Source organism: Puniceibacterium antarcticum (genome assembly GCF_002760615.1).
GTDB classification, from domain to species: domain Bacteria; phylum Pseudomonadota; class Alphaproteobacteria; order Rhodobacterales; family Rhodobacteraceae; genus Puniceibacterium; species Puniceibacterium antarcticum.
In genome coordinates, this window is the sequence record NZ_AWWI01000121.1 from 140,805 (window position 1) to 159,191 (window position 18,387).

Here is an 18,387-nt window from a genome sequence, read left to right on the forward strand (position 1 = left end):
CCAGGTTGTGCTAGACAGGAGAACAGCGGCGTGCGGATCTTTCGCAAGATCAAAGTGAACCCCGGAAAGACACGCCTTTGCCTGCGGCAGGTCAACGAAAACAGGAACGGAGCACGGCTTTGAAGTATGACGCGAAAGACTCCGCGCGGTTGAGCGTTGCGCCGATGATGGACTGGACGGACCGCCATTGCCGCTATCTGCACCGGCTGATGACCAGGAACGCGCTGCTTTACACCGAAATGGTGACCTCTCCGGCGCTGGTGCGGGGCGGGGCGTTGCATTTGCTGGACTTTCACCCCGATGAGCATCCCGTTGCGCTGCAGCTGGGCGGGTCGGACCCCGCAGAGCTGGCGCAGGCGGCGCGGCTGGGGGCAGAGGCGGGGTATGACGAGATCAACCTGAACGTTGGCTGTCCATCGGACCGGGTGCAGTCGGGGACTTTTGGCGCGGTGCTGATGAAACAGCCCGGGCTTGTCGCCGATTGCGTTGCGGCCATGCAGGCGGTTGTGCAGGTGCCGGTGACGGTCAAGTGCCGCATCGGTGTCGATGATCAGGACGCGCAGGAGGTGCTGCCCGAATTCATCGCGCGCGTGGCCTCTACGGGATGTGATCGCTTCATCATCCATGCGCGCAAAGCCTGGCTGCAGGGGCTGAGCCCGAAGGAAAACCGCGATATCCCGCCGCTGGACTATGACCTTGTGATGCAGATGAAGGGGCTGTTTCCGGCGCTGCATCTGTCGGTAAACGGGGGCGTGACCACGCTCGAGCAGGCGGCGGGTTTTCTGGAGGCGGGTCTGGACGGGGTGATGATCGGGCGCGCAGCCTATCATCAGCCTTGGGATGTGCTGGCGGGGGCGGATGCGCGAATTTTTGGCGCGGATACGGCGACGCGCGATCCTGTTGATATCGCGCTGGCGATGATTCCCTACATTGATGCGCATCTGAGCAGCGGCGGTCGTCTGCATCAGATCACACGGCATATGATGGGGCTGTTTGCGGGGCGTCCGGGCGGGCGGCTCTGGCGGCGGGTGCTGTCCGAGGGCGCGTCACAAAAGGGTGCCGGGCCTGCGCTGATCCATGCGGCACTGGCGCGGATGCAAGAGGCGCAACCGGCCTGATTAAGGCCTTTCAGCTTGCCATCCCGCAGCCGAGCCTGTCTACCAAGGGCAAAATTTCAGATGGATGTGACCATGCCCGATATTTCGACGCTCTTGCCGCTGATTGGCCTTCTCATGCTGGCCGGGGCCTTTGCGGGGCTGCTGGCGGGGATGCTGGGGGTTGGCGGTGGCATCGTGCATGTGCCGGCCTTCTTCTACGTGTTCCAGACGCTGGGATATGACAGCCCGCACCTGATGCGGATCTGTCTTGCGACCTCTTTGGCGGCGATCATCGTCACATCGATCCGGTCGGTCATGGCGCATAACAAACGGGGTGCGGTGGACTGGTCGATCCTGCGCAGCTGGGCACCGGGCATTGCCGTGGGCGCGTTGCTGGGCGTGCTGATCGCGTCGTCGCTGCGCACCACGACATTGCAGGTGATCTTTGGCGTGACTGCCTTTCTGGTCGGGTTGTATCTGGCGTTTGGGCGCCGGGACTGGCGGCTGGGGGCGGAAATGCCGCGCGGGATCGTGCGGGCCAGCCTGTCGCCTTCGGTTGGCTTTCTGTCGGTGTTGATGGGCATTGGCGGGGGCAGCTTTGGCGTGCCGCTGATGACGCTGTTCGGCGTGCCGATGCACCGGGCGGTGGCGACGGCGGCGGGGTTTGGCGTGCTGATCGCCGTGCCGTCGGTGGCGGCGTTTGTGCTGGTCGGCGTGCCCGAGGGTGTCAGCCCGCCGTTTATGCTGGGGTCGGTCAACATTGCCGCCTTTGCCGTGGCGGTGTCTATGACGCTGACGACGGCGCCGCTGGGCGCGCGGCTGGCGCATTCGATGGATGCGCTGGTGCTGCGCCGGGTCTTTGCGGTGTTCATCCTGTGCGTGGCGGCCAACATGCTGCGCAAGGCGCTTTGGGGATGACGGATCGTGCGGGCAAGGGTTGGAGCCACTTTGCCGCCCATCCCGACATGCTGAGATGGGCTGAGCGCGCGCATCGCATCGGCTGCGCGGTTGCGCAGGACCCGGCGATGCAGGCGCAATTGCAATGCGAAGGCACGTGGTTTGTTGGCGTCGATGCCTTGCCGAGCGATATGGATGGCAGTCTGGACGGGGTGCCGCTGGCGGGGCCGGTGATTGATGCGCTTGGCCCGCTGCCCCCGCTGCACCCTGCGCAGCTGTCGATCACTTATCCCGGCTATCCCCGCCCGCGCGCCACAGAGAGTGATGCGGCGTTTCGCTATCGGCGCAACCGCGATGCGGCGCATGTGGACGGGATCACCGCAGAGGGCGCGGACAAGCGGCGCAGGATCACCGAGCCGCATGCCTTTATTCTGGGGCTGCCGCTGACCCGCTGTGATCGTGATGCCAGCCCGCTGGTGGCCTGGGAGGGCAGCCATGAGGTGATGCGCCGGGCCTTGCGCGCAGCCCTTGCGGGCCATGATCCGCAGGAATGGAGCCAGCTGGATGTGACCGAGGCCTATCAGGCCGCCCGGCGTGAGGTGTTCGACACCTGTGCGCGGGTGCCGCTTTATGCCGAACCGGGCGAGGCGCTGCTGCTGCACCGGCTGATTCTGCACGGTGTTGCGCCTTGGGCCGAGGGCGCCTGTGCGCCGCCCGAGGGCCGCATGATTGCCTATTTCCGCCCCGTAATGGCGCAGGGTGTGGCGGCCTGGCTGATGGCTGATTGAGCTGAGGCTTTGTTACTGAGGCGCTGGGCGGAGGTTTCGGAGCCTGTTCTGTCTGCGCGCTGAACACGATGATCCGATCCAAGATCTCATGCGATGGCATAACAGTGCTAACGGCAGGCACATTCCCGGGTGCGACTCGGCGTGCGAACCCGGGAATGTCCAGCGACCTTAACGGCCGCGGATGCGGGGATCGAGCGCGTCGCGCAAGCCGTCGCCAAGGTAGTTCACCCCCAGCACGGTGAGCGAGATCATGATTCCCGGGAGCAGCACACGTTCGGGGAAGTCGTTCATGCGCGGTACTGCATCGGCCAACATCTTGCCCCATGTGGGAAAGTCGGACGGAAAGCCGACACCGAGGAAGGACAGCGCGCTTTCGGTGATGATCGCCGTCGCAAGGCCAAGTGTGGCCGAGACCATGATGGGCGAGAGTACGTTGGGCAGCAGGTGACGCTGGATGATCTTGAACGGTGTGGTGCCGATGGAACGGGCGGCGAGGATGAATTCGCGTTCCTTGAGGGCGAGCACATCGCCGCGCACGATGCGGGCCGTGGGCATCCACGAGGTGATGCCGATGACCGCGACGATCAGGACGAACATGCCGCCCTCGGGGCCAAAGCTGGCGCGCAGGGGCTGGCGGAACAGCGTCACGGCGACCAGCAGCAGCGGCAGGATCGGCAGGGACAGGAACAGGTCGGTCAGGCGCATCAGCGGCCCGTCGAGCCGTCTGAAATAGCCCGAGATCACGCCGACGGCGGTGCCGATGAACAGCGACAGCAGCATGGCGGCCCAGCCCACGGCCATAGAGGCACGGCCCCCGGCGATGAGGTTGGCCAGACCGTCACGGCCCAGATTGTCGGTGCCGAGGGGATGGGCCCAAGCGACCTTGGCCGCGCCATCCCAGAGGGCAGTGTAGATCGGGCGCAGGTCTTTGTTGCGGATGTCGAGCTTTTGCGGGTCCAGTGTCCAGATCCAGGATCCGAAGAGCACCGCGAGTGTGATGAAGATCAGAAAGGCCGCGCCCATGAGCGCGCCTTTGTGTTTGGAAAACTGATGCCAGACATCGGTCCATTTGGAGCGCGGCGGTTTGCTGGGCACCTTGTCGGCGAGTGCGGTGATGGCTGCGGGTGCGGGATTAGTCATAGCGGATCCTTGGGTCGAGGACGCCGTAGAGGATATCGGCAATAAGGTTGAACGTGACGATGAGCACGGCAAAGATGAAGGTCAGCGTCATCACCATCGGCAGGTCATTGGCGAAGAGGGCGGTGATCAGAAGCTGGCCGATGCCGTTCACCTTGAACACGTTCTCGGTGATGATGGCGCCGCCAAAGATCGCGGGAACGCCAAGGGCAATTACCGTGACCACCGGGATCATCGAGTTGCGCAGAACGTGGACCATGACCACAACCGCCTCTGACAGGCCCTTGGCGCGGGCGGTGCGCACATAGTCCTGGTTGAGGTTGTCGAGCATAGAAGCGCGCATGTAGCGGGAAAGCTGGGCAGTGGTCTGCAGGGCCAGCACCATCACGGGCATGATCATCTGCTGCAGCTGCACCATGAAGGTGTCCCAGCTGTTGACCACCAGCGTGGTGTCATAGATCGACGGGAACCAGCCGAGCTGGACGGAAAAGATCACGATCAACAGCGGGCCGGTGAAGAACGGCGGGATCGAAAAGCCGATCATCGTGATGAAGGTCCCGGCCTGATCAAAGACCGAATATTGCCGGTAGGCGGAATAGATGCCGATGGGCAGTGCGATCAGGACGCCGACCACATAGGAGAGTCCGACCACCCAAAGTGTTTGCGGGATGCGCTGAAGCACGATGTCCATGACCGGCGAGCGGGTCTGCCAGGAGATCACGCGCAGCTGGCCTTCGGAAAAGGTGGTGCCGAACCAGTGATCCCACAGGACCTGCGGTTCGATCCAGAAGATCTGGACCAGCCATTTCCAGTATTGCACGAGGGGCGGTTCACCCAGTCCAAGCGCCTGGCGCATCTGTTCCTTGACCTCGGGCGGAACGGTCAGGGGCACCTGGGACATTGGATCGCCGGGGGCGAGCTGCAGCAGCATGAAGATCGCGAAACTGATGAACAGAAGCGTCGGGACAGATAGGACCAGTCGTCGGATTGCAAAGGTCAGCATGCGGCGCCTCGGGTCATGAGTTTTTGGGGTATTGGCATTGGGATCCTGCGCAAAAGCGGCGTTATTCTTGACATCCGGGTCCATGTGGGCGGACACGGCGGTGTATCAGACTAGGCTGATCCGGGCCTAGTTGACAGCGTGGACGCGGCAGGACAAGGCCTGCCGCGTCACCTGTGCCTTAATTTTAGTCGATACGGTACCAGTCAGCGATATTCCACAGTTCGGAATCCCAGGTGTTGAGCTGAACACCCCCCAGCGTGTTGGAATGTGCCGAGACACGACCGCGATCAACCAGCGGAACGATGGTCATCGTGTCCTTGGTGATGATGTCGTTCAGCTTTTTCGCGATGACGCCGCGCTTGTCCAATTCGCCTGTCTGGGCCAGCTCGTCGAGCAGGGCGTCATATTCTTCGTTGCAGAAACGGTTGATGTTTTCACCCTGCCACTGCGACGACGGCTTTGGTTCGTTGCCGCAACGGTACTGTGACAGGTAGGACTGCGGGTCCGTGCCGTCGAAGTTGTTGGCGTACATTTCCACATCTGCATAAAACTTCTGGAAGGTGTCGGGCGAACCCGCATCGCCACCAAAGAAGACCGAGGAGTCGACGTTGCGCAGTTCGGTTTCAACACCGATCTGGCTCCACCAATCCTTGATCAGCGCCTGGAAATCCTGCCGCACGGCGTTGGTCGAGCTTTGGAACAGCAGGGACAGTTTCATGCCGTCCTTGTCACGGATGCCGTCACCGTCGGTGTCGGTCCAGCCTGCTTCGTCCAGCAGAGCCTTGGCGCCGTCGATATCCTGAACGATGCAATCGGTGTTGGTTTCCGAAGCATAGAGTTCGGGCGCGGGGACGAGGTTGCAGGTTGCGCGACCGGCCTGACCATAACCCACTTCGACCAGCAGTTCGCGGTCAATGGCCATGGAGAGCGCCTTGCGGACGTTGAAATCGGACAGAATCGGGTGCGGATGCGCAACGGTCGACCGCTCGCCCTCGGGCAGGCTGGGCGACGGGTCGGTCATGTTCATCTCGATCCGCTCGACCAGCGTGCCGAAGGCCGCGACCGGTACACCTTTGCCGCCTTCGGCCATCTGGGCGATGACATCGGGGGCCAACTGGAGGTTCCAGGCGTAGTCGAATTCACCGGTTTCCAGCACGGCGCGACCGGCCGCATTGGCATCGCCGCCGCCCTTGAAGTTGACGGTGGCAAAGGCGGGCTTTGCCGGGTCACGATAATATTCATTCGCTTCGAGCGAGATCACGTCGTTCGGGCGGAAGTCGGTGACGACGAAGGGGCCTGTGCCGATGGGGGCAAAGTTTTCGTCGGTGCAGGTCGAGGCCGCAGCGCCGGTGCAGTTTTCAAACTGCGCCTTTTGCAGAATCGGGGACTGGTTGCCCATGAACGGGCCATAGGGGTTCGGCTTGGGAGTGGCAAAGGTCACCTTGACCGTCAGCGGGTCGATCACGTCGATCGAGGTCACGCCGTCGAATTTCGCGAACTGGGCGCAGCCGCCTGCGGGGTCCATGCAGTATTCGCCGGTGAACTTGACGTCTTCGGCGGTGAAATCGGTACCATCGGACCATTTGAGGCCCGGCTTGATCTTCCAGGTGATCGAGGTCAGATCCTCGGACACGCCACCGTTTTCGACGGTCGGGATCTCTTCGGCAAGGTAGGGGACCAGCGCGCCGGTCGGGTCATAGCGGCCCAGCGGTTCGATCACGATGCTGGCGGCTTCGATATCCTTGGTGCCGCCCGAAAGATAGGCGTTCATGATCGACGGCGCCTGCCAATAGATGATGTTGACATTGCCGTCTTCGCCACGTTCGGCCATCGCTGCGGGTGCCAGGGCAAAAGATGCCACAGCCCCCAGCAAGAGGGTTTTCATTTTCATTCGTATACTCCCTGTTGGGCGTCCGGTTTGCCCGGGGCCACTGTTCGTTGTGTCAGGAATCGCAGGGCCCGCCAATCTGCCGTCTAATTGCGGCAAATTCAGAGGGTTCCGCACTGTCATCCCACACGGTGGCGCCATCGAAACAGACTTTGCAGAAATTGCAAGGCTTTGCCTAAGGGAAACCGGGCGGTTGGGTTTGACACGGCTTCAACAGTGCCTTTAGCTTTGGCAACCGCTGGGGTACTTGGCGGGATCTGTCATTCCAAGGGGGCCCCCATGCTGGACCACGCCATCGCCCGGATCCAAAATCTGCGCGTCGAATTCGAGACCAAGGATGGCCCCGTTGTGGGGGTCGAGGATGTGTCGTTCGAGATCGGCCCGGGGGAAACGGTCTGTGTCGTCGGGGAATCGGGGTCGGGCAAATCCGTGTCGTCGCTGTCGCTGATGCGGCTGATCGAATATGGTGGGGGCGATATCGCCGGGGGCCGGCTGCTGTTTGACCGCCGCGAGGGCGGCGAGATTGATCTGGCCCAGGCCGATCAGGATCTGATGCGCACCATTCGCGGCAACGAGATTGGGATGATCTTTCAGGAGCCGATGACGGCGCTGAACCCGGTGTTCACCGTGGGCAAGCAGCTGACCGAGGGGTTGCGCGTGCATCGCGGCATGACAAAGCACGAGGCCGAAGCCCGCGCGCTGGAGCTGATGCAACAGGTGCGTATTCCGGAACCCGAGCGGCGTCTGACGCAGTATCCGCACGAGTTGTCCGGGGGCATGCGTCAGCGGGTGGTGATCGCCATGGCGCTGGCCTGCAAGCCCCGCCTGCTGATCGCGGATGAGCCGACAACCGCGCTGGATGTGACCATTCAGGCCGAAATTCTGGCGCTGATCGACCGGCTGAAGCGGGAAACCGGCACGGCGGTGATGTTCATCACCCATGATATGGCCGTTGTGGCGCAGATGGCGGACCGGGTTGTCGTGATGTTCCGCGGCAAGAAGGTCGAGGAAGGCACGGTCGAAGAGATATTCGAGAATCCGCAGCATCCCTATACGCAGGCGCTTCTGGCGGCTGTGCCCAAGCTGGGCGAGATGACCGGCAAGGCGCTGCCTGAGCCGATGAAGCTGCTGGGGTCAGATGCGCAAGAGCCCAAGCCGATCCCCGGATCGGACGAGGTGCTGCTGAGGGTGCGCAACCTGACCACGCGGTTCCCGGTCAAGGGTGGGTTTTTCCGCAGCACCGTGGCCAATGTGCATGCGGTCGAGGATTTGTCGTTCGATATCCAGAAGGGGCAGACGCTGTCGCTGGTTGGGGAATCGGGTTGTGGCAAATCCACGGCGGGGCGGTCGATCCTGCGTCTGATCGAGCCGCTTTCGGGCAGCATCGAGCTGGATCGCAAGGATATCATGGCGCTGAACCAGCGCGATCTGCGCACCGCGCGGCTGGACATGCAAATGATCTTTCAGGATCCGTTCGCCTCGCTCAATCCCCAGATGAACCTGAGCGATCAGGTGGCGGAACCGATGCGAAACTTTGATACCCTCAAGGGGTCGGACATGGATGACCGCATCGCGATGCTGTTTGACCGGGTGGAACTGCCCCGGTCGTTCCTGCGCCGGTTCCCGCACGAGTTGTCCGGCGGGCAGCGGCAGAGGGTGGCGATTGCCCGCGCGCTGGCGCTGAACCCCAAGCTGATCATCGCCGATGAGGCCGTGTCGGCGCTGGATGTGTCGGTGCAGGCGCAGGTGGTCAACCTGATGATGGAGCTGCAGGCGGAACTGGGCCTGTCGTTCCTGTTCATCAGCCATGATATGGCCGTGGTGGAACGGGTCAGCCACAAGGTCGGCGTGATGTATCTGGGCCGGATTGTCGAGCTGGGGCCGCGTGCCGCGGTGTTCGAAAACCCGCAGCATCCCTATACGCAGGCGTTGATGAAGGCGGTGCCGATTGCCGATCCGCGCCGTCGCAAATCCGAGAAGGATCTGAACTTTAAACCGATCCCGTCGCCGATCCATCCGGTGGGATACGAGCCGGGTCCGTCGGTCTTTGATCAGGTGAGCCCGGGCCATTACGTTCTGACATCAGACAGCGGCTACTGATTCAGGTTCGATCACATGCAGAAGCTTATGATCCTGCTGGCCACCGTGGTGGCAGGGCATGTTGTGCTGTTGCCGCCGCTGGCCCGTTCACCTCTGTGGCGGGCAACGGCGACGCCGCTCGCGTCGATTATCGGCAGCGGGTTTCTGGTACTGGGGCCGATCCTGAATGCGGCTATGGCTGATATGCGCCACTGGCCATGGCGGTGTCGTGCCTATGTGCCTATTTTTTCGGCGCTTGGATCCGGTTCAACATCCGCGATCTGGGCGATGACCCGCAGACGGCACGCCCCCGGGTCGCTGAGTCGCTGGAAAGAGCGGCGTCAGGGGCGGATGGCGCTTGCGGATGGTTTTTCGGCTCTGGCCGCTCTTGGCGTCGTGATTGCGGTGTTCGGGGCCGCTGTCGAAGGGTCGTGAACCGGCTGGCGCGCGCTTTTCAAACTGCCTCAATTACACACATCTGCCCCCCTGTGACTTCCTGATTGATGGGTCTATGGTCCGGCGCAAATAATGCAGAAAGGACTCCTATGCCTCCCCGTCTGACTCCGCGTGATCTGCTGGACAAGCTTGTGTCGTTTCCCACCGTCAGCCGCGACAGCAACCTGCCGCTTATCGACTGGGTCGAGGACTATTTGAACAGCCACGGCATCAAAGCCCATCGCCACTATGACGAAACCGGCGAAAAGGCCGCCTTGTTCGCCCATGTCGGCCCCGAGATCGAAGGCGGTCTGGTGCTGTCCGGGCATACGGATGTTGTGCCTGTGGATGGGCAGCCCTGGGCGTCGGACCCTTATGTGGTGGTCGAGCGTGAGGGCAAGCTCTACGGGCGTGGCACCACGGATATGAAGGGGTTCGATGCGCTGGCGATCTGGGCATTGGTCGAGGCGCATCATGGCGGCGTGAAACGTCCGCTGCAACTGGCGCTGAGCTATGACGAGGAAATCGGCTGCACCGGCGCGCCGCCGATGATCGAGGCGATGCAGGGCCCGCTGCCCAAGGCATCCGCCGTGATCGTGGGTGAGCCGTCGATGATGAAGGCCGTGACCGGCCACAAGGGCGGTGCGGGTTTCTGGACCCATGTGCAGGGATTCGAAGTGCATTCATCGCTGATGCACACCGGGGTGAATGCGATCATGTATGCCGCGCCGCTGATCGAATGGGCGAATGCGCGCAATGCCGAAAGCCGTGCGGCCACGCCCAGCGATCTGGCTGCGGCTTTTGTGCCGCCCTGGACCACGGCGCATGTGGGCATGATTTCGGGCGGGACGGCGCATAACATCACCGCCAAGGATTGCCGGTTCAGCATGGATTTCCGCGCGGTGCCGGGTGAAAAACTTGAGGATTGGCGCGACGCCTATATGGTCGAGGTGCGCGCGGTCGAGGCCGCGATGCAGGCGGTGCATCCCGATGCGAAGATCGAGGTCGAGCAGCGGTTCGACGTGCCTGCGCTGATCCCCGAAGAGGAGGGCGCGGCAGAGGGTCTGGTGCGTCAGCTGACCGGGGACAATTCGGTCAATGTCGTCTCTTACGGCACCGAAGCGGGCCAGTTCCAGCGCGCGGGGTATTCTGCCGTGGTCTGCGGGCCGGGCGACATCGCGCAGGCGCATCAGCCGGATGAATACATCACCGTGGCGCAGTTTCAGGCGGGTCAGGCCTTTATGGAGCGGCTTCTGGAGCATCTGTCGGCATGAGGTTCCCATTCACACGCGACGACGCGCCCGAGCATACGGCAGCCTTGCCTGCCGCATCCGAGGTTGTGGTGATCGGCGGCGGGGTCATCGGCGTTTCGGCGGCGTTGTTCCTGGCCCGTCAGGGGGTGCAGGTCACCCTGCTGGAAAAGGGCCGCGTGGCGGCCGAGCAAAGTTCGCGCAACTGGGGCTGGATCCGCGCACAGGGGCGTGATCCGGCCGAGATCCCCATTGCGCAAGAGGCGCAGCAGCACTGGCGCGATCTGGACGCGGAATGTCACGGCCGGCTGGGCGTGCGCACGGTGGGGGTGACCTATCTGGCGCGGCGCGAACAGGACATGGCGGCCTATCAGGCGTGGCTTGATTCAGCGGCGGGCCATGGTCTGGACAGCCATCTGGTGTCGCGCGCCGAACTTGCCACTGTGCTGCCGGGGATCAAGGGCGACTGGCCCGGTGCGCTGCACACGCCGTCGGACATGAAGGGCGAGCCCTGGGTTGCGGTGCCCGAGCTTGCGCGTCTGGCGCGCGAGGCCGGTGCGGTGATTGTCGAGGATTGCGCAGTGCGTGGGCTGGATATTGCGGCGGGCCGCGTGGCGGGGGTGCATACCGAAAAGGGCCGCATCCAGACGGGCGAGGTTTTGCTGGCCGGGGGCGCGTGGTCTTCGCTGTTCCTGCGGCGTCATGGGGTCAGCATTCCGCAGCTTTCGGTGCGCTCCACCGCGCTGGAAACCGGGCCATTGCCGCAGGTGACGGGCGGGGCTGGAGTGGACCACCGCACGGCGTTCCGGCCCCGGGCCGATGGCGGTTATACCATCGCGCCATCGACCCTGTCCGAACTTTATGTCGGCCCCGATGCGGTGCGCGCGATTCCGAAATACCTGCAGGTGCTGAAATCCGGTGGCTTTGATGTGCGTCTGCATGTGCGCGCGCCCGCAGGCTTTCCCGATGCCTGGGGCACGCCACGCAACTGGGCGGATGACGAGGAATCGCCGTTCGAGCGGATGCGCATCCTGACGCCGCCGCCTAATCTGGCCAAGGCGCAGGAGGCCTGTGACGCCTTTGCAGAGGCGTTCCCCGAGGTTGGGCCGGTCAAGCCGCGCAGGGTCTGGGCGGGGATGATCGACGTGCTGCCCGATGTGGTGCCGGTGGTTGACCGTGTGGCGGCCCTGCCGGGGCTGACCGTGGCGACGGGCATGTGCGGCCATGGCTTTGGCATTGGACCGGCGTTTGGCCGTATCGCGGCGGCGCTGGTGCGGGGCGAGGCACCGGGGCACGATCTGAGCCGGTTCCGCATGGCGCGGTTCAGCGACGGCAGCCGGATGGTGCCGGGGCCGAATATCTGAGCAAAGATTGGGCCAATGCCCGAAGAACACTAGGTAATTTTCTGCCGGGCGGCGCTGGTTTTACATGTGCCGCCTTGCAGCCCTCAGGCGGCTCGGGCAGGGTGCGCCAGAATTTGACACAGGAGAGACCTCATGCCGGTCAAGAACCGCTTTGCAGAACTGCATTCTGATATTACCGAATGGCGCCGCGATATGCACGCCCATCCCGAATTGCTGTTCGAGACGCACCGTACCAGTGCGCTGGTGGCGGAAAAGCTGCGGGCCTTTGGCTGTGACGAGGTGGTCGAGGGAATAGGGCGGACCGGGGTTGTCGGCATCATCAAGGGCAAGAGCGACACCAAGGGGCAGGTCATCGGGCTGCGCGCAGATATGGATGCGCTGCCGATCACCGAACAGACCGGTGTGGACTATGCCTCGACCAATCCCGGGGCGATGCATGCCTGTGGCCATGACGGTCACACGGCCATGCTGCTGGGGGCGGCGCAGTATCTGGCGGAAACGCGGAACTTTGACGGCTCTGTCGCGGTGATCTTTCAGCCTGCCGAAGAGGGTGGCGGCGGTGGTCGCGAGATGTGCAAGGACGGGATGATGGAGCGGTTCGGCATCCAGGAAGTGTACGGCATGCACAACTGGCCGGGACAGCCGCTGGGAAAATTTGCAATCCGGCCCGGCCCGTTCTTTGCCGCAACCGACCTGTTTGACATCACGATCGAGGGCAAGGGTGGTCATGCCGCCAAGCCGCATGAGACCATCGACAGCACGCTTGTGACCGCGCATATCATCACCGCGCTGCAAAGCATCACCAGCCGCAATGCCGATCCGGTGAGCCAGCTTGTGGTGTCGGTGACCTCAATTGAATCCTCGTCCAAGGCCTATAACGTCATTCCGCAGCGGGTGATGCTCAAGGGCACCGTGCGCACACTGTCCAACGAAAACCGTGATCTTGCAGAGAGCCGTATGGGGGCCATCTGCAACGGTGTGGCCGAGGCGATGGGCGCCAAGGCGGTGCTGAACTATGTGCGCAACTATCCGGTGATGGTGAACAGCGAAGAACAGACCAAATTTGCCGCAGATGTGGCGCGCGCCGTGTCTGGCGATTGTGCTGAGGCGCCGCTGGTCATGGGGGGTGAGGACTTCGCCTTTATGCTCGAAGAGCGGCCCGGAGCCTATATTCTTGTGGGCAATGGCGATACGGCGTCGGTGCATCACCCCGAATATAATTTCAACGACGACGCGATCCCGGCGGGCTGTAGCTGGTGGGCCGAGATCGTCGAGCGGCGGATGCCCGCCGCCTGATTGCCCTCTGGCGTGGGTCTACTCGGGCGCCTTTGCCTTGCGCGGCGCCCGGGGTTTGGCCGAGGTTTTGGAAGCTGTCTTTACCTTTGGCGCGGCTTTCGCCTTGGCGGGGGCCGGCTCATTGGCGGCTTTCTTGGCACGTTTGCGGTTGGCCTTTGCGGCCAGCGCCAGCTTGGCACGGTGCCAATGCGCCTCGTCCTGGCCATCGGGTTTGCCGGAATCGAGCCAGATCAGATAGGCGGCCTCGGCAATCTTTGAATCGTCTGGTTGGGGCATGTTTGTGCTCCGGGAGCTGGAATGTTGCGGGGTGGTCCGGGCTTCAGCCTAGGTCCGGGTGGTATGCACGCGCAATAATCCAGGACATTCAGGGAGCGCTTGCATCCCGATGCAGGGCTGGTGTGCCTGTTAGTTCCGCGTTAAGGGCGAGGGAACACGGAGGAAACGGCTGTGGTTGCCAATATCATCTGCATCAAATGGGGCACGCTGTTTGGCCCGGAATATGTGAACCGGCTGTACTCCGGGGTGCGACGCAATCTGTCGGTGCCGGTGCGGTTCTTTTGCATGACGGAACAAGCCGATGGTTTGCACCCGGAGATTGAGGTTCTGCCGCTGCCGGAGGAGCCGTTTCAGGAGCCGATGAATGCGGCACTGGCAGTGGCGAACCGGCAGGGGGCGATGCGAAAGACTTCGCTGTTTCGCCGGGGGTTGGTGCGCGATCTGGAAGGGCCGTTTCTGGGCTTTGACCTTGATGTGGTGATCACCGGATCGCTCGATCCGCTGCTGGCGCTGGAGCCGGGCAAGGTGGCCATGCGTCACGACTGGGTGGAAAAGCGCAAGGGGCGGCCGACCGGGCACGGATCGGTGTTTCGCTTTGATCCCGAGGTGCACGGCTATCTTTACGACGACCTTGCCGCCAACCCCTATAAAGAGGTGGAAACGGCGCGCGGGTCCGAGCAGCGTTATACCAGCCACAAGGCGATGGACCGCGGTGAGTTTGTCTATATCCCCGAGCCTTGGGTGGTCAGCTTCAAATATGACTGCAACCCGTTTCCGGGCAATTACATCCGCAAACCTCAGCTGCCCGACGACGCAAGGGTTGTCTGTTTCCACGGCCATCCCAAGATGCCAGAGGCGATTGAAGGTTATGGCAAGTCCCTGATCCGCTATTCCAAGCCCTGCGACTGGCTGCAGGACCACTGGGTTGCGCGGGCGACGGCGGATCTGGGCGCGCAATTCGCCTGATTTTGGTGCAGTTGCACAGGCTTGTGTCTGGCAGATCTTGGCCAGACTGCGCGCGCATGGTCTTGCCCCATTGCACGTCGGCAGGGTAAGAGCGGGATCAAGAGCAACTTAGAGAAGGTGCAAAGGCATGCGTCGAGTAGTGGTAACAGGCCTGGGTCTTGTGACTCCGCTGGCCTGCGGGGTCGAAGAGAGCTGGAGCCGTCTGCTGGACGGGCAATCAGGAGCGGGGCCGATCACCCGTTTCGATGCGAGTGCTCTGGCCACCACCTATGCTTGCGAAGTCCCGGTGGGGGATGGCAGTAACGGTACGTTCAACGCTGATGACTGGATGAGCCCGAAAGAGCAGCGCAAGGTTGATGATTTCATCCTGTTCGGGATGGCTGCTGCGGCACAGGCGGTGAAGGATTCCGGTTGGGCCCCAGAGGACCGCGAGAGTCTGGACCGCACCGGTGTCATGATCGGCTCGGGGATCGGGGGGCTGAATTCCATTGCCCAGACCGCCCTGCTGATCAAGGAAAAGGGCCCGCGCCGGGTCAGCCCGTTCTTTATTCCCGGGGCGCTGATCAACCTGATCTCGGGTCAGGTGTCGATACGCTTTGGGTTCCGGGGGCCGAATCATTCGGTTGTGACGGCCTGTTCCACGGGTGCCCATGCCATTGGCGATGCGGCGCGCATCATCCGCGATGATGATGCCGATGTTATGATTGCCGGAGGGGCCGAGGGCGCGATCTGCGAGATCGGCATTGCTGGTTTCAACGCCTGCAAGGCGCTGAGCACAGCCCATGCGGATGATCCAACCAAGGCCAGCCGTCCCTATGACCGCGACCGCGACGGTTTCGTCATGGGCGAGGGCGCGGGTATTGTCGTGCTGGAAGAATACGAACATGCCAAGGCGCGTGGTGCGCATATCTATGCCGAGGTTCTGGGCTATGGTCTGTCGGGTGATGCCTATCACATCACCGCGCCTGCATCGGATGGCGACGGGGCTGAGCGGTCCATGCGGATGGCGCTGAAAAAAGCCGGTCTGCAGCCGGGGGATCTGGATTATATCAACGCACATGGCACATCGACCATGGCGGATACCATCGAACTTGCCGCGGTTGAACGGATGCTGGGAGATGCGGCTTCCAACGTCACCATGTCGTCGACCAAATCGGCGACAGGTCACCTGCTGGGCGCTGCGGGCGCGATCGAGGCAATCTTTTCGATCCTCGCGATCCGCGATCAGGTGGCGCCGCCGACCATCAACCTTGACAACCCAGAGGTCGAAAGCCGGGTGGACCTTGCCCCCAATGCCAAGCGGGAACGCAAGGTGCGTTACGCGCTGTCAAATTCCTTTGGGTTTGGCGGCACCAACGCATCGGTGATTTTCGGGAAGGTGGACTAATGTGGCGCAATATCGCTTCTAACGCGCTGACCTTTCTTGTGGTGTTGGTCTTTCTGGCCGGCGGTGTGCTGATCTGGGCGCAGCAGGAATATTCTGATGCGGGCCCTTTGGCGCAGCCGATCTGCGTCACGGTGCAGCGCGGGTCGAACATGCGGCGCGTGTCGGATGAGCTGGTAAGCCAGGGTGCGGTCAGCAGCGGAACCCTGTTCCGGCTGGGCGCGGATTACGCCGAAAAGTCGGCGCAGTTGAAGGCGGGCAGCTATCTGGTGCCCGAAAGATCCTCGATGTCGGAAATCACGGAGATCGTGACCAAGGGCGGCGCGAGCACCTGCGGCACGGAAGTTGTGTACCGCGTCGGCATCAATCAGGCGGATGTGCAGGTGCGCGAGCTGGATCCGGTGTCGGGCCGGTTTGAGGATGTGATCGAGTTTAATCCTGCCGATGGCACGGCACCGGAACAATATGATGCCGTCAAGCAAAAGCCAGATACGCGGTTCCGCGTCGCGCTGGCCGAGGGCGTGACCAGCTGGCAGGTGGTGAACGAGCTGCGAGAGGTTGATGTGCTGGAAGGCGATGTCATCGATATACCCGCAGAAGGCACGCTTGCGCCTGACAGCTACGAGATCCAGCCTGGGGATACGCTGGCGTCGGTCATCGGGCGGATGCAGGAGGCACAGGAGCTGATCCTTGCCAATGCCTGGGCCAACCGCGCGCCGGACCTGCCGCTGAAAACACCCGAAGAAGCGCTTGTGCTGGCGTCGATTGTCGAGAAAGAGACGGGCATCCCGTCCGAGCGTGAACAGGTGGCGGCAGTGTTTGTGAACCGCCTGAACACTGGAATGCGGCTGCAGACGGACCCGACGGTGATCTATGGGATCACCAACGGTGAGGGCATTCTGGGGCGTGGTTTGCGCCGATCGGAACTGGATGCATCGACGCCCTACAACACCTATGTCATCGCGGGGCTGCCGCCGACCCCTATTGCAAACCCGGGACGGGCGAGCATTCTGGCGGCGCTCAACCCGGATACGGCGGATTATGTGTACTTCGTCGCCAAGACGCTGGATCCGGCGGATGGCCATGTCTTTGCCGAGACGCTGGCCGAGCATAATGCGAATGTTGCGGCCTATCGTCGGCTTGAGGCTGAGCGCGCCAATCAGTGAGCATTGCTGTTTGGGTAACTGGATAAGAGGCGGGTTTCGATGGAAACCCGCCTTTTTGCTTATCCGCGCTAAAGCATCCCGCCTTGAACTTGTCTCACTTATTCGCTGCCTGTGGGCTGCGCCTCCAACGCGAAAAGCGATGAATGTGTTTCAGGTTCGAGGCTGGGCGTTCGAGGTTCTGCTTTGCCGACGCGGGACAGTCTTCAGCCTGCGGCATCCTCTGCCGCCAGCGTCACAGTCAGTGTTCCGATTCCTTCGATCACGACCTCGACCTTGTTGCCGACCTTGATCGGGCGCGCGCCGATAGAGGTACCGCAGGCGATGACATCACCGGGATGCAACGTCATGTCGCGTGACAGCAAGCTGACGATCTGGGACGGGGGCATGATCATGTCCGAAGCCGGATAGGATTGCCGCTCGCGGCCATCCACCAGGACCTTGATGGTCAGCGCCTGCCAGTCAAGCCCGGTCGCGATCACCGGCCCGATGACCCCGAAGCCGTCAAACCCTTTTGCGCGGGTCCATTGTGGAAAGGATGGATCGGCGTTCAGGATGTCGATCGAGGTCAGATCGTTCACACAGGTATAGCCGAAAATGGCATCCTGAGCTTGATCCGCGGTGGCGTTGTGACAGGTCTTGCCGATGACGATGCCCAGCTCGCCCTCGAACAGGACGCGGCCTGCGCAAGCGGGCAGGGTCACTGTCGCGCCGGGACCAGAAAGCGCCGTATCCGGTTTCAGGAAATAGAGCGGATGGTCGGGTGGGGTCCAGCCATTGCGTTCGGCGGCGGCATGGAAGTTGTTCCAGAGGCCGATGAATTTGGCCGGAGTACAGGGAGGGAGGAGGGTGAGATTGGCCAGCGGCTCGGGCGCGCCGGTGTCTTCTTCGGCGCCGAGATGTGCGCGTGGATGCAGGGCATCCCCCCTGATCACGCCGGTTATAATGCGTCCGTCTGCACAAGTTGCGCGTGCCCATTCCATGATATCTGTCCTCCGTCTGATACGCAAAGGACAGTCTCAGATATCGGTCACGGAGGAAAGCGGGCTTTGCCACAGGGGGCGGGATTTGCGCGTCAGCATGGTGAGGTTTGAGTGTTTTGGGATTTGATAACGCTGCTTTCAGAAAGGCATATGCTTCAATAAATAATTATTAAACAAATGGTTAAAGGCTCGTTCGCTGTGAATTCGGATTGACTTTGCGTACGGTCCGAGGTATCTGTTTTGCATGCTGGAAGAGATGAGCAAGCGGCCCCGGAGACATCCGGTTGGCCGCTTTTTTCGTCTCGTTCGAGGGCGGAGATCCACGAAAGAAGGCATGGGCAGACTATGACGTTGATCAGGCAAGAGACACGGCTTTCTGAA

Annotated in this window: 16 protein-coding genes; 11 read left to right on the forward strand and 5 right to left on the reverse strand. The window is 62.3% G+C overall.

The features are described 5' to 3' along the window. Positions 1 to 119 precede the first annotated feature (119 nt). From dusA to P775_RS17700, 3 genes are all read left to right on the forward strand, one after another. Positions 120 to 1,118, forward strand: coding sequence for a tRNA dihydrouridine(20/20a) synthase DusA (dusA, locus tag P775_RS17690; RefSeq protein WP_281256104.1), 999 nt, complete (start codon positions 120 to 122; stop codon positions 1,116 to 1,118). A 72-nt stretch (positions 1,119 to 1,190) separates the two neighbouring features. Beyond that, positions 1,191 to 2,015, forward strand: coding sequence for a sulfite exporter TauE/SafE family protein (locus tag P775_RS17695; RefSeq protein WP_099912440.1), 825 nt, complete (start codon positions 1,191 to 1,193; stop codon positions 2,013 to 2,015). Next, positions 2,012 to 2,782 (forward strand): hypothetical protein, encoded by a 771-nt coding sequence (locus P775_RS17700; RefSeq protein WP_099912220.1) that lies wholly within the window; start codon positions 2,012 to 2,014, stop codon positions 2,780 to 2,782. The genes P775_RS17695 and P775_RS17700 overlap by 4 nt, the downstream gene beginning before the upstream one ends. A gap of 168 nt (positions 2,783 to 2,950) precedes the next feature. Here the strand turns inward: P775_RS17700 and P775_RS17705 are convergent, their stop codons facing one another. The 3 genes from P775_RS17705 to P775_RS17715 all read right to left on the reverse strand — a co-directional run bounded on the left by P775_RS17705 (position 2,951) and on the right by P775_RS17715 (position 6,813). After that, entirely contained in the window at positions 2,951 to 3,922 is a 972-nt protein-coding gene (locus tag P775_RS17705) for an ABC transporter permease (RefSeq protein WP_099912221.1), read from the reverse strand. Further along, positions 3,915 to 4,922, reverse strand: coding sequence for an ABC transporter permease (locus P775_RS17710; RefSeq protein ID WP_099912222.1), 1,008 nt, complete (start codon positions 4,920 to 4,922; stop codon positions 3,915 to 3,917). Before P775_RS17710 ends, P775_RS17705 begins: the two co-directional genes overlap by 8 nt. 184 nt (positions 4,923 to 5,106) lie before the next feature. Then, positions 5,107 to 6,813: a peptide ABC transporter substrate-binding protein gene (locus P775_RS17715; protein WP_099912223.1), complete on the reverse strand. Its 1,707-nt coding sequence runs from the start codon at positions 6,811 to 6,813 to the stop codon at positions 5,107 to 5,109. Positions 6,814 to 7,089: 276 nt separating this feature from the next. Here P775_RS17715 and P775_RS17720 point away from each other — a divergent pair, with 276 nt between their 5' ends. From P775_RS17720 to P775_RS17740, 5 genes are all read left to right on the forward strand, one after another. Then, on the forward strand, positions 7,090 to 8,910 hold the full coding sequence (locus P775_RS17720; RefSeq protein ID WP_099912224.1) for an ABC transporter ATP-binding protein: 1,821 nt from the start codon (positions 7,090 to 7,092) through the stop codon (positions 8,908 to 8,910). 15 nt (positions 8,911 to 8,925) lie between these two features. Next, the gene (locus tag P775_RS17725; protein WP_099912225.1) at positions 8,926 to 9,324 is read left to right on the forward strand and encodes a hypothetical protein; all 399 of its coding nucleotides are present in this window, start codon (positions 8,926 to 8,928) and stop codon (positions 9,322 to 9,324) included. Positions 9,325 to 9,434: 110 nt separating this feature from the next. After that, positions 9,435 to 10,598, forward strand: coding sequence for an acetylornithine deacetylase (argE, locus tag P775_RS17730; RefSeq protein WP_099912226.1), 1,164 nt, complete (start codon positions 9,435 to 9,437; stop codon positions 10,596 to 10,598). After that, entirely contained in the window at positions 10,595 to 11,938 is a 1,344-nt protein-coding gene (locus P775_RS17735; protein WP_099912227.1) for an NAD(P)/FAD-dependent oxidoreductase, read from the forward strand. The genes argE and P775_RS17735 overlap by 4 nt, the downstream gene beginning before the upstream one ends. A 132-nt stretch (positions 11,939 to 12,070) precedes the next feature. After that, positions 12,071 to 13,234, forward strand: coding sequence for a M20 aminoacylase family protein (locus P775_RS17740; protein ID WP_099912228.1), 1,164 nt, complete (start codon positions 12,071 to 12,073; stop codon positions 13,232 to 13,234). Between the two features lie 18 nt (positions 13,235 to 13,252). Here P775_RS17740 and P775_RS17745 read toward each other — a convergent pair whose 3' ends face one another. Next, positions 13,253 to 13,510: a DUF2934 domain-containing protein gene (locus tag P775_RS17745; protein ID WP_099912229.1), complete on the reverse strand. Its 258-nt coding sequence runs from the start codon at positions 13,508 to 13,510 to the stop codon at positions 13,253 to 13,255. A gap of 171 nt (positions 13,511 to 13,681) precedes the next feature. On the opposite strand from P775_RS17745, the gene P775_RS17750 reads away from it, so the two are divergent. The 3 genes from P775_RS17750 (at position 13,682) to mltG (ending at position 17,026) form a co-directional block, all read left to right on the forward strand. Further along, positions 13,682 to 14,476: a glycosyl transferase gene (locus P775_RS17750; RefSeq protein ID WP_099912230.1), complete on the forward strand. Its 795-nt coding sequence runs from the start codon at positions 13,682 to 13,684 to the stop codon at positions 14,474 to 14,476. Between the two features lie 127 nt (positions 14,477 to 14,603). After that, complete coding sequence (gene fabF, locus P775_RS17755; protein WP_099912231.1) at positions 14,604 to 15,863, forward strand: beta-ketoacyl-ACP synthase II; 1,260 nt, start codon at positions 14,604 to 14,606, stop codon at positions 15,861 to 15,863. Beyond that, positions 15,863 to 17,026, forward strand: coding sequence for an endolytic transglycosylase MltG (gene mltG, locus P775_RS17760; protein ID WP_099912232.1), 1,164 nt, complete (start codon positions 15,863 to 15,865; stop codon positions 17,024 to 17,026). Before fabF ends, mltG begins: the two co-directional genes overlap by 1 nt. Before the next feature lie 203 nt (positions 17,027 to 17,229). Here the strand turns inward: mltG and P775_RS17765 are convergent, their stop codons facing one another. Next, complete coding sequence (locus tag P775_RS17765) at positions 17,230 to 18,006, reverse strand: fumarylacetoacetate hydrolase family protein (protein ID WP_099912233.1); 777 nt, start codon at positions 18,004 to 18,006, stop codon at positions 17,230 to 17,232. Positions 18,007 to 18,387: the final 381 nt, after the last annotated feature.

Excerpts from the sequence above, each read along its gene's own strand:
- P775_RS17725 (WP_099912225.1), top strand. The coding sequence starts at position 8,926 with ATGCAGAAGCTTATGATCCTGCTGGCCACCGTGGTGGCAGGGCATGTT.
- argE (WP_099912226.1), top strand. The coding sequence starts at position 9,435 with ATGCCTCCCCGTCTGACTCCGCGTGATCTGCTGGACAAGCTTGTGTCG.
- fabF (WP_099912231.1), top strand. The coding sequence starts at position 14,604 with ATGCGTCGAGTAGTGGTAACAGGCCTGGGTCTTGTGACTCCGCTGGCC.
- mltG (WP_099912232.1), top strand. The coding sequence starts at position 15,863 with ATGTGGCGCAATATCGCTTCTAACGCGCTGACCTTTCTTGTGGTGTTG.
- P775_RS17700 (WP_099912220.1), top strand. The coding sequence starts at position 2,012 with ATGACGGATCGTGCGGGCAAGGGTTGGAGCCACTTTGCCGCCCATCCC.
- P775_RS17765 (WP_099912233.1), bottom strand. The coding sequence starts at position 18,006 with ATGGAATGGGCACGCGCAACTTGTGCAGACGGACGCATTATAACCGGC.
- P775_RS17740 (WP_099912228.1), top strand. The coding sequence starts at position 12,071 with ATGCCGGTCAAGAACCGCTTTGCAGAACTGCATTCTGATATTACCGAA.
- P775_RS17720 (WP_099912224.1), top strand. The coding sequence starts at position 7,090 with ATGCTGGACCACGCCATCGCCCGGATCCAAAATCTGCGCGTCGAATTC.
- P775_RS17745 (WP_099912229.1), bottom strand. The coding sequence starts at position 13,510 with ATGCCCCAACCAGACGATTCAAAGATTGCCGAGGCCGCCTATCTGATC.
- P775_RS17705 (WP_099912221.1), bottom strand. The coding sequence starts at position 3,922 with ATGACTAATCCCGCACCCGCAGCCATCACCGCACTCGCCGACAAGGTG.
- P775_RS17710 (WP_099912222.1), bottom strand. The coding sequence starts at position 4,922 with ATGCTGACCTTTGCAATCCGACGACTGGTCCTATCTGTCCCGACGCTT.
- P775_RS17715 (WP_099912223.1), bottom strand. The coding sequence starts at position 6,813 with ATGAAAATGAAAACCCTCTTGCTGGGGGCTGTGGCATCTTTTGCCCTG.
- P775_RS17695 (WP_099912440.1), top strand. The coding sequence starts at position 1,191 with ATGCCCGATATTTCGACGCTCTTGCCGCTGATTGGCCTTCTCATGCTG.
- P775_RS17735 (WP_099912227.1), top strand. The coding sequence starts at position 10,595 with ATGAGGTTCCCATTCACACGCGACGACGCGCCCGAGCATACGGCAGCC.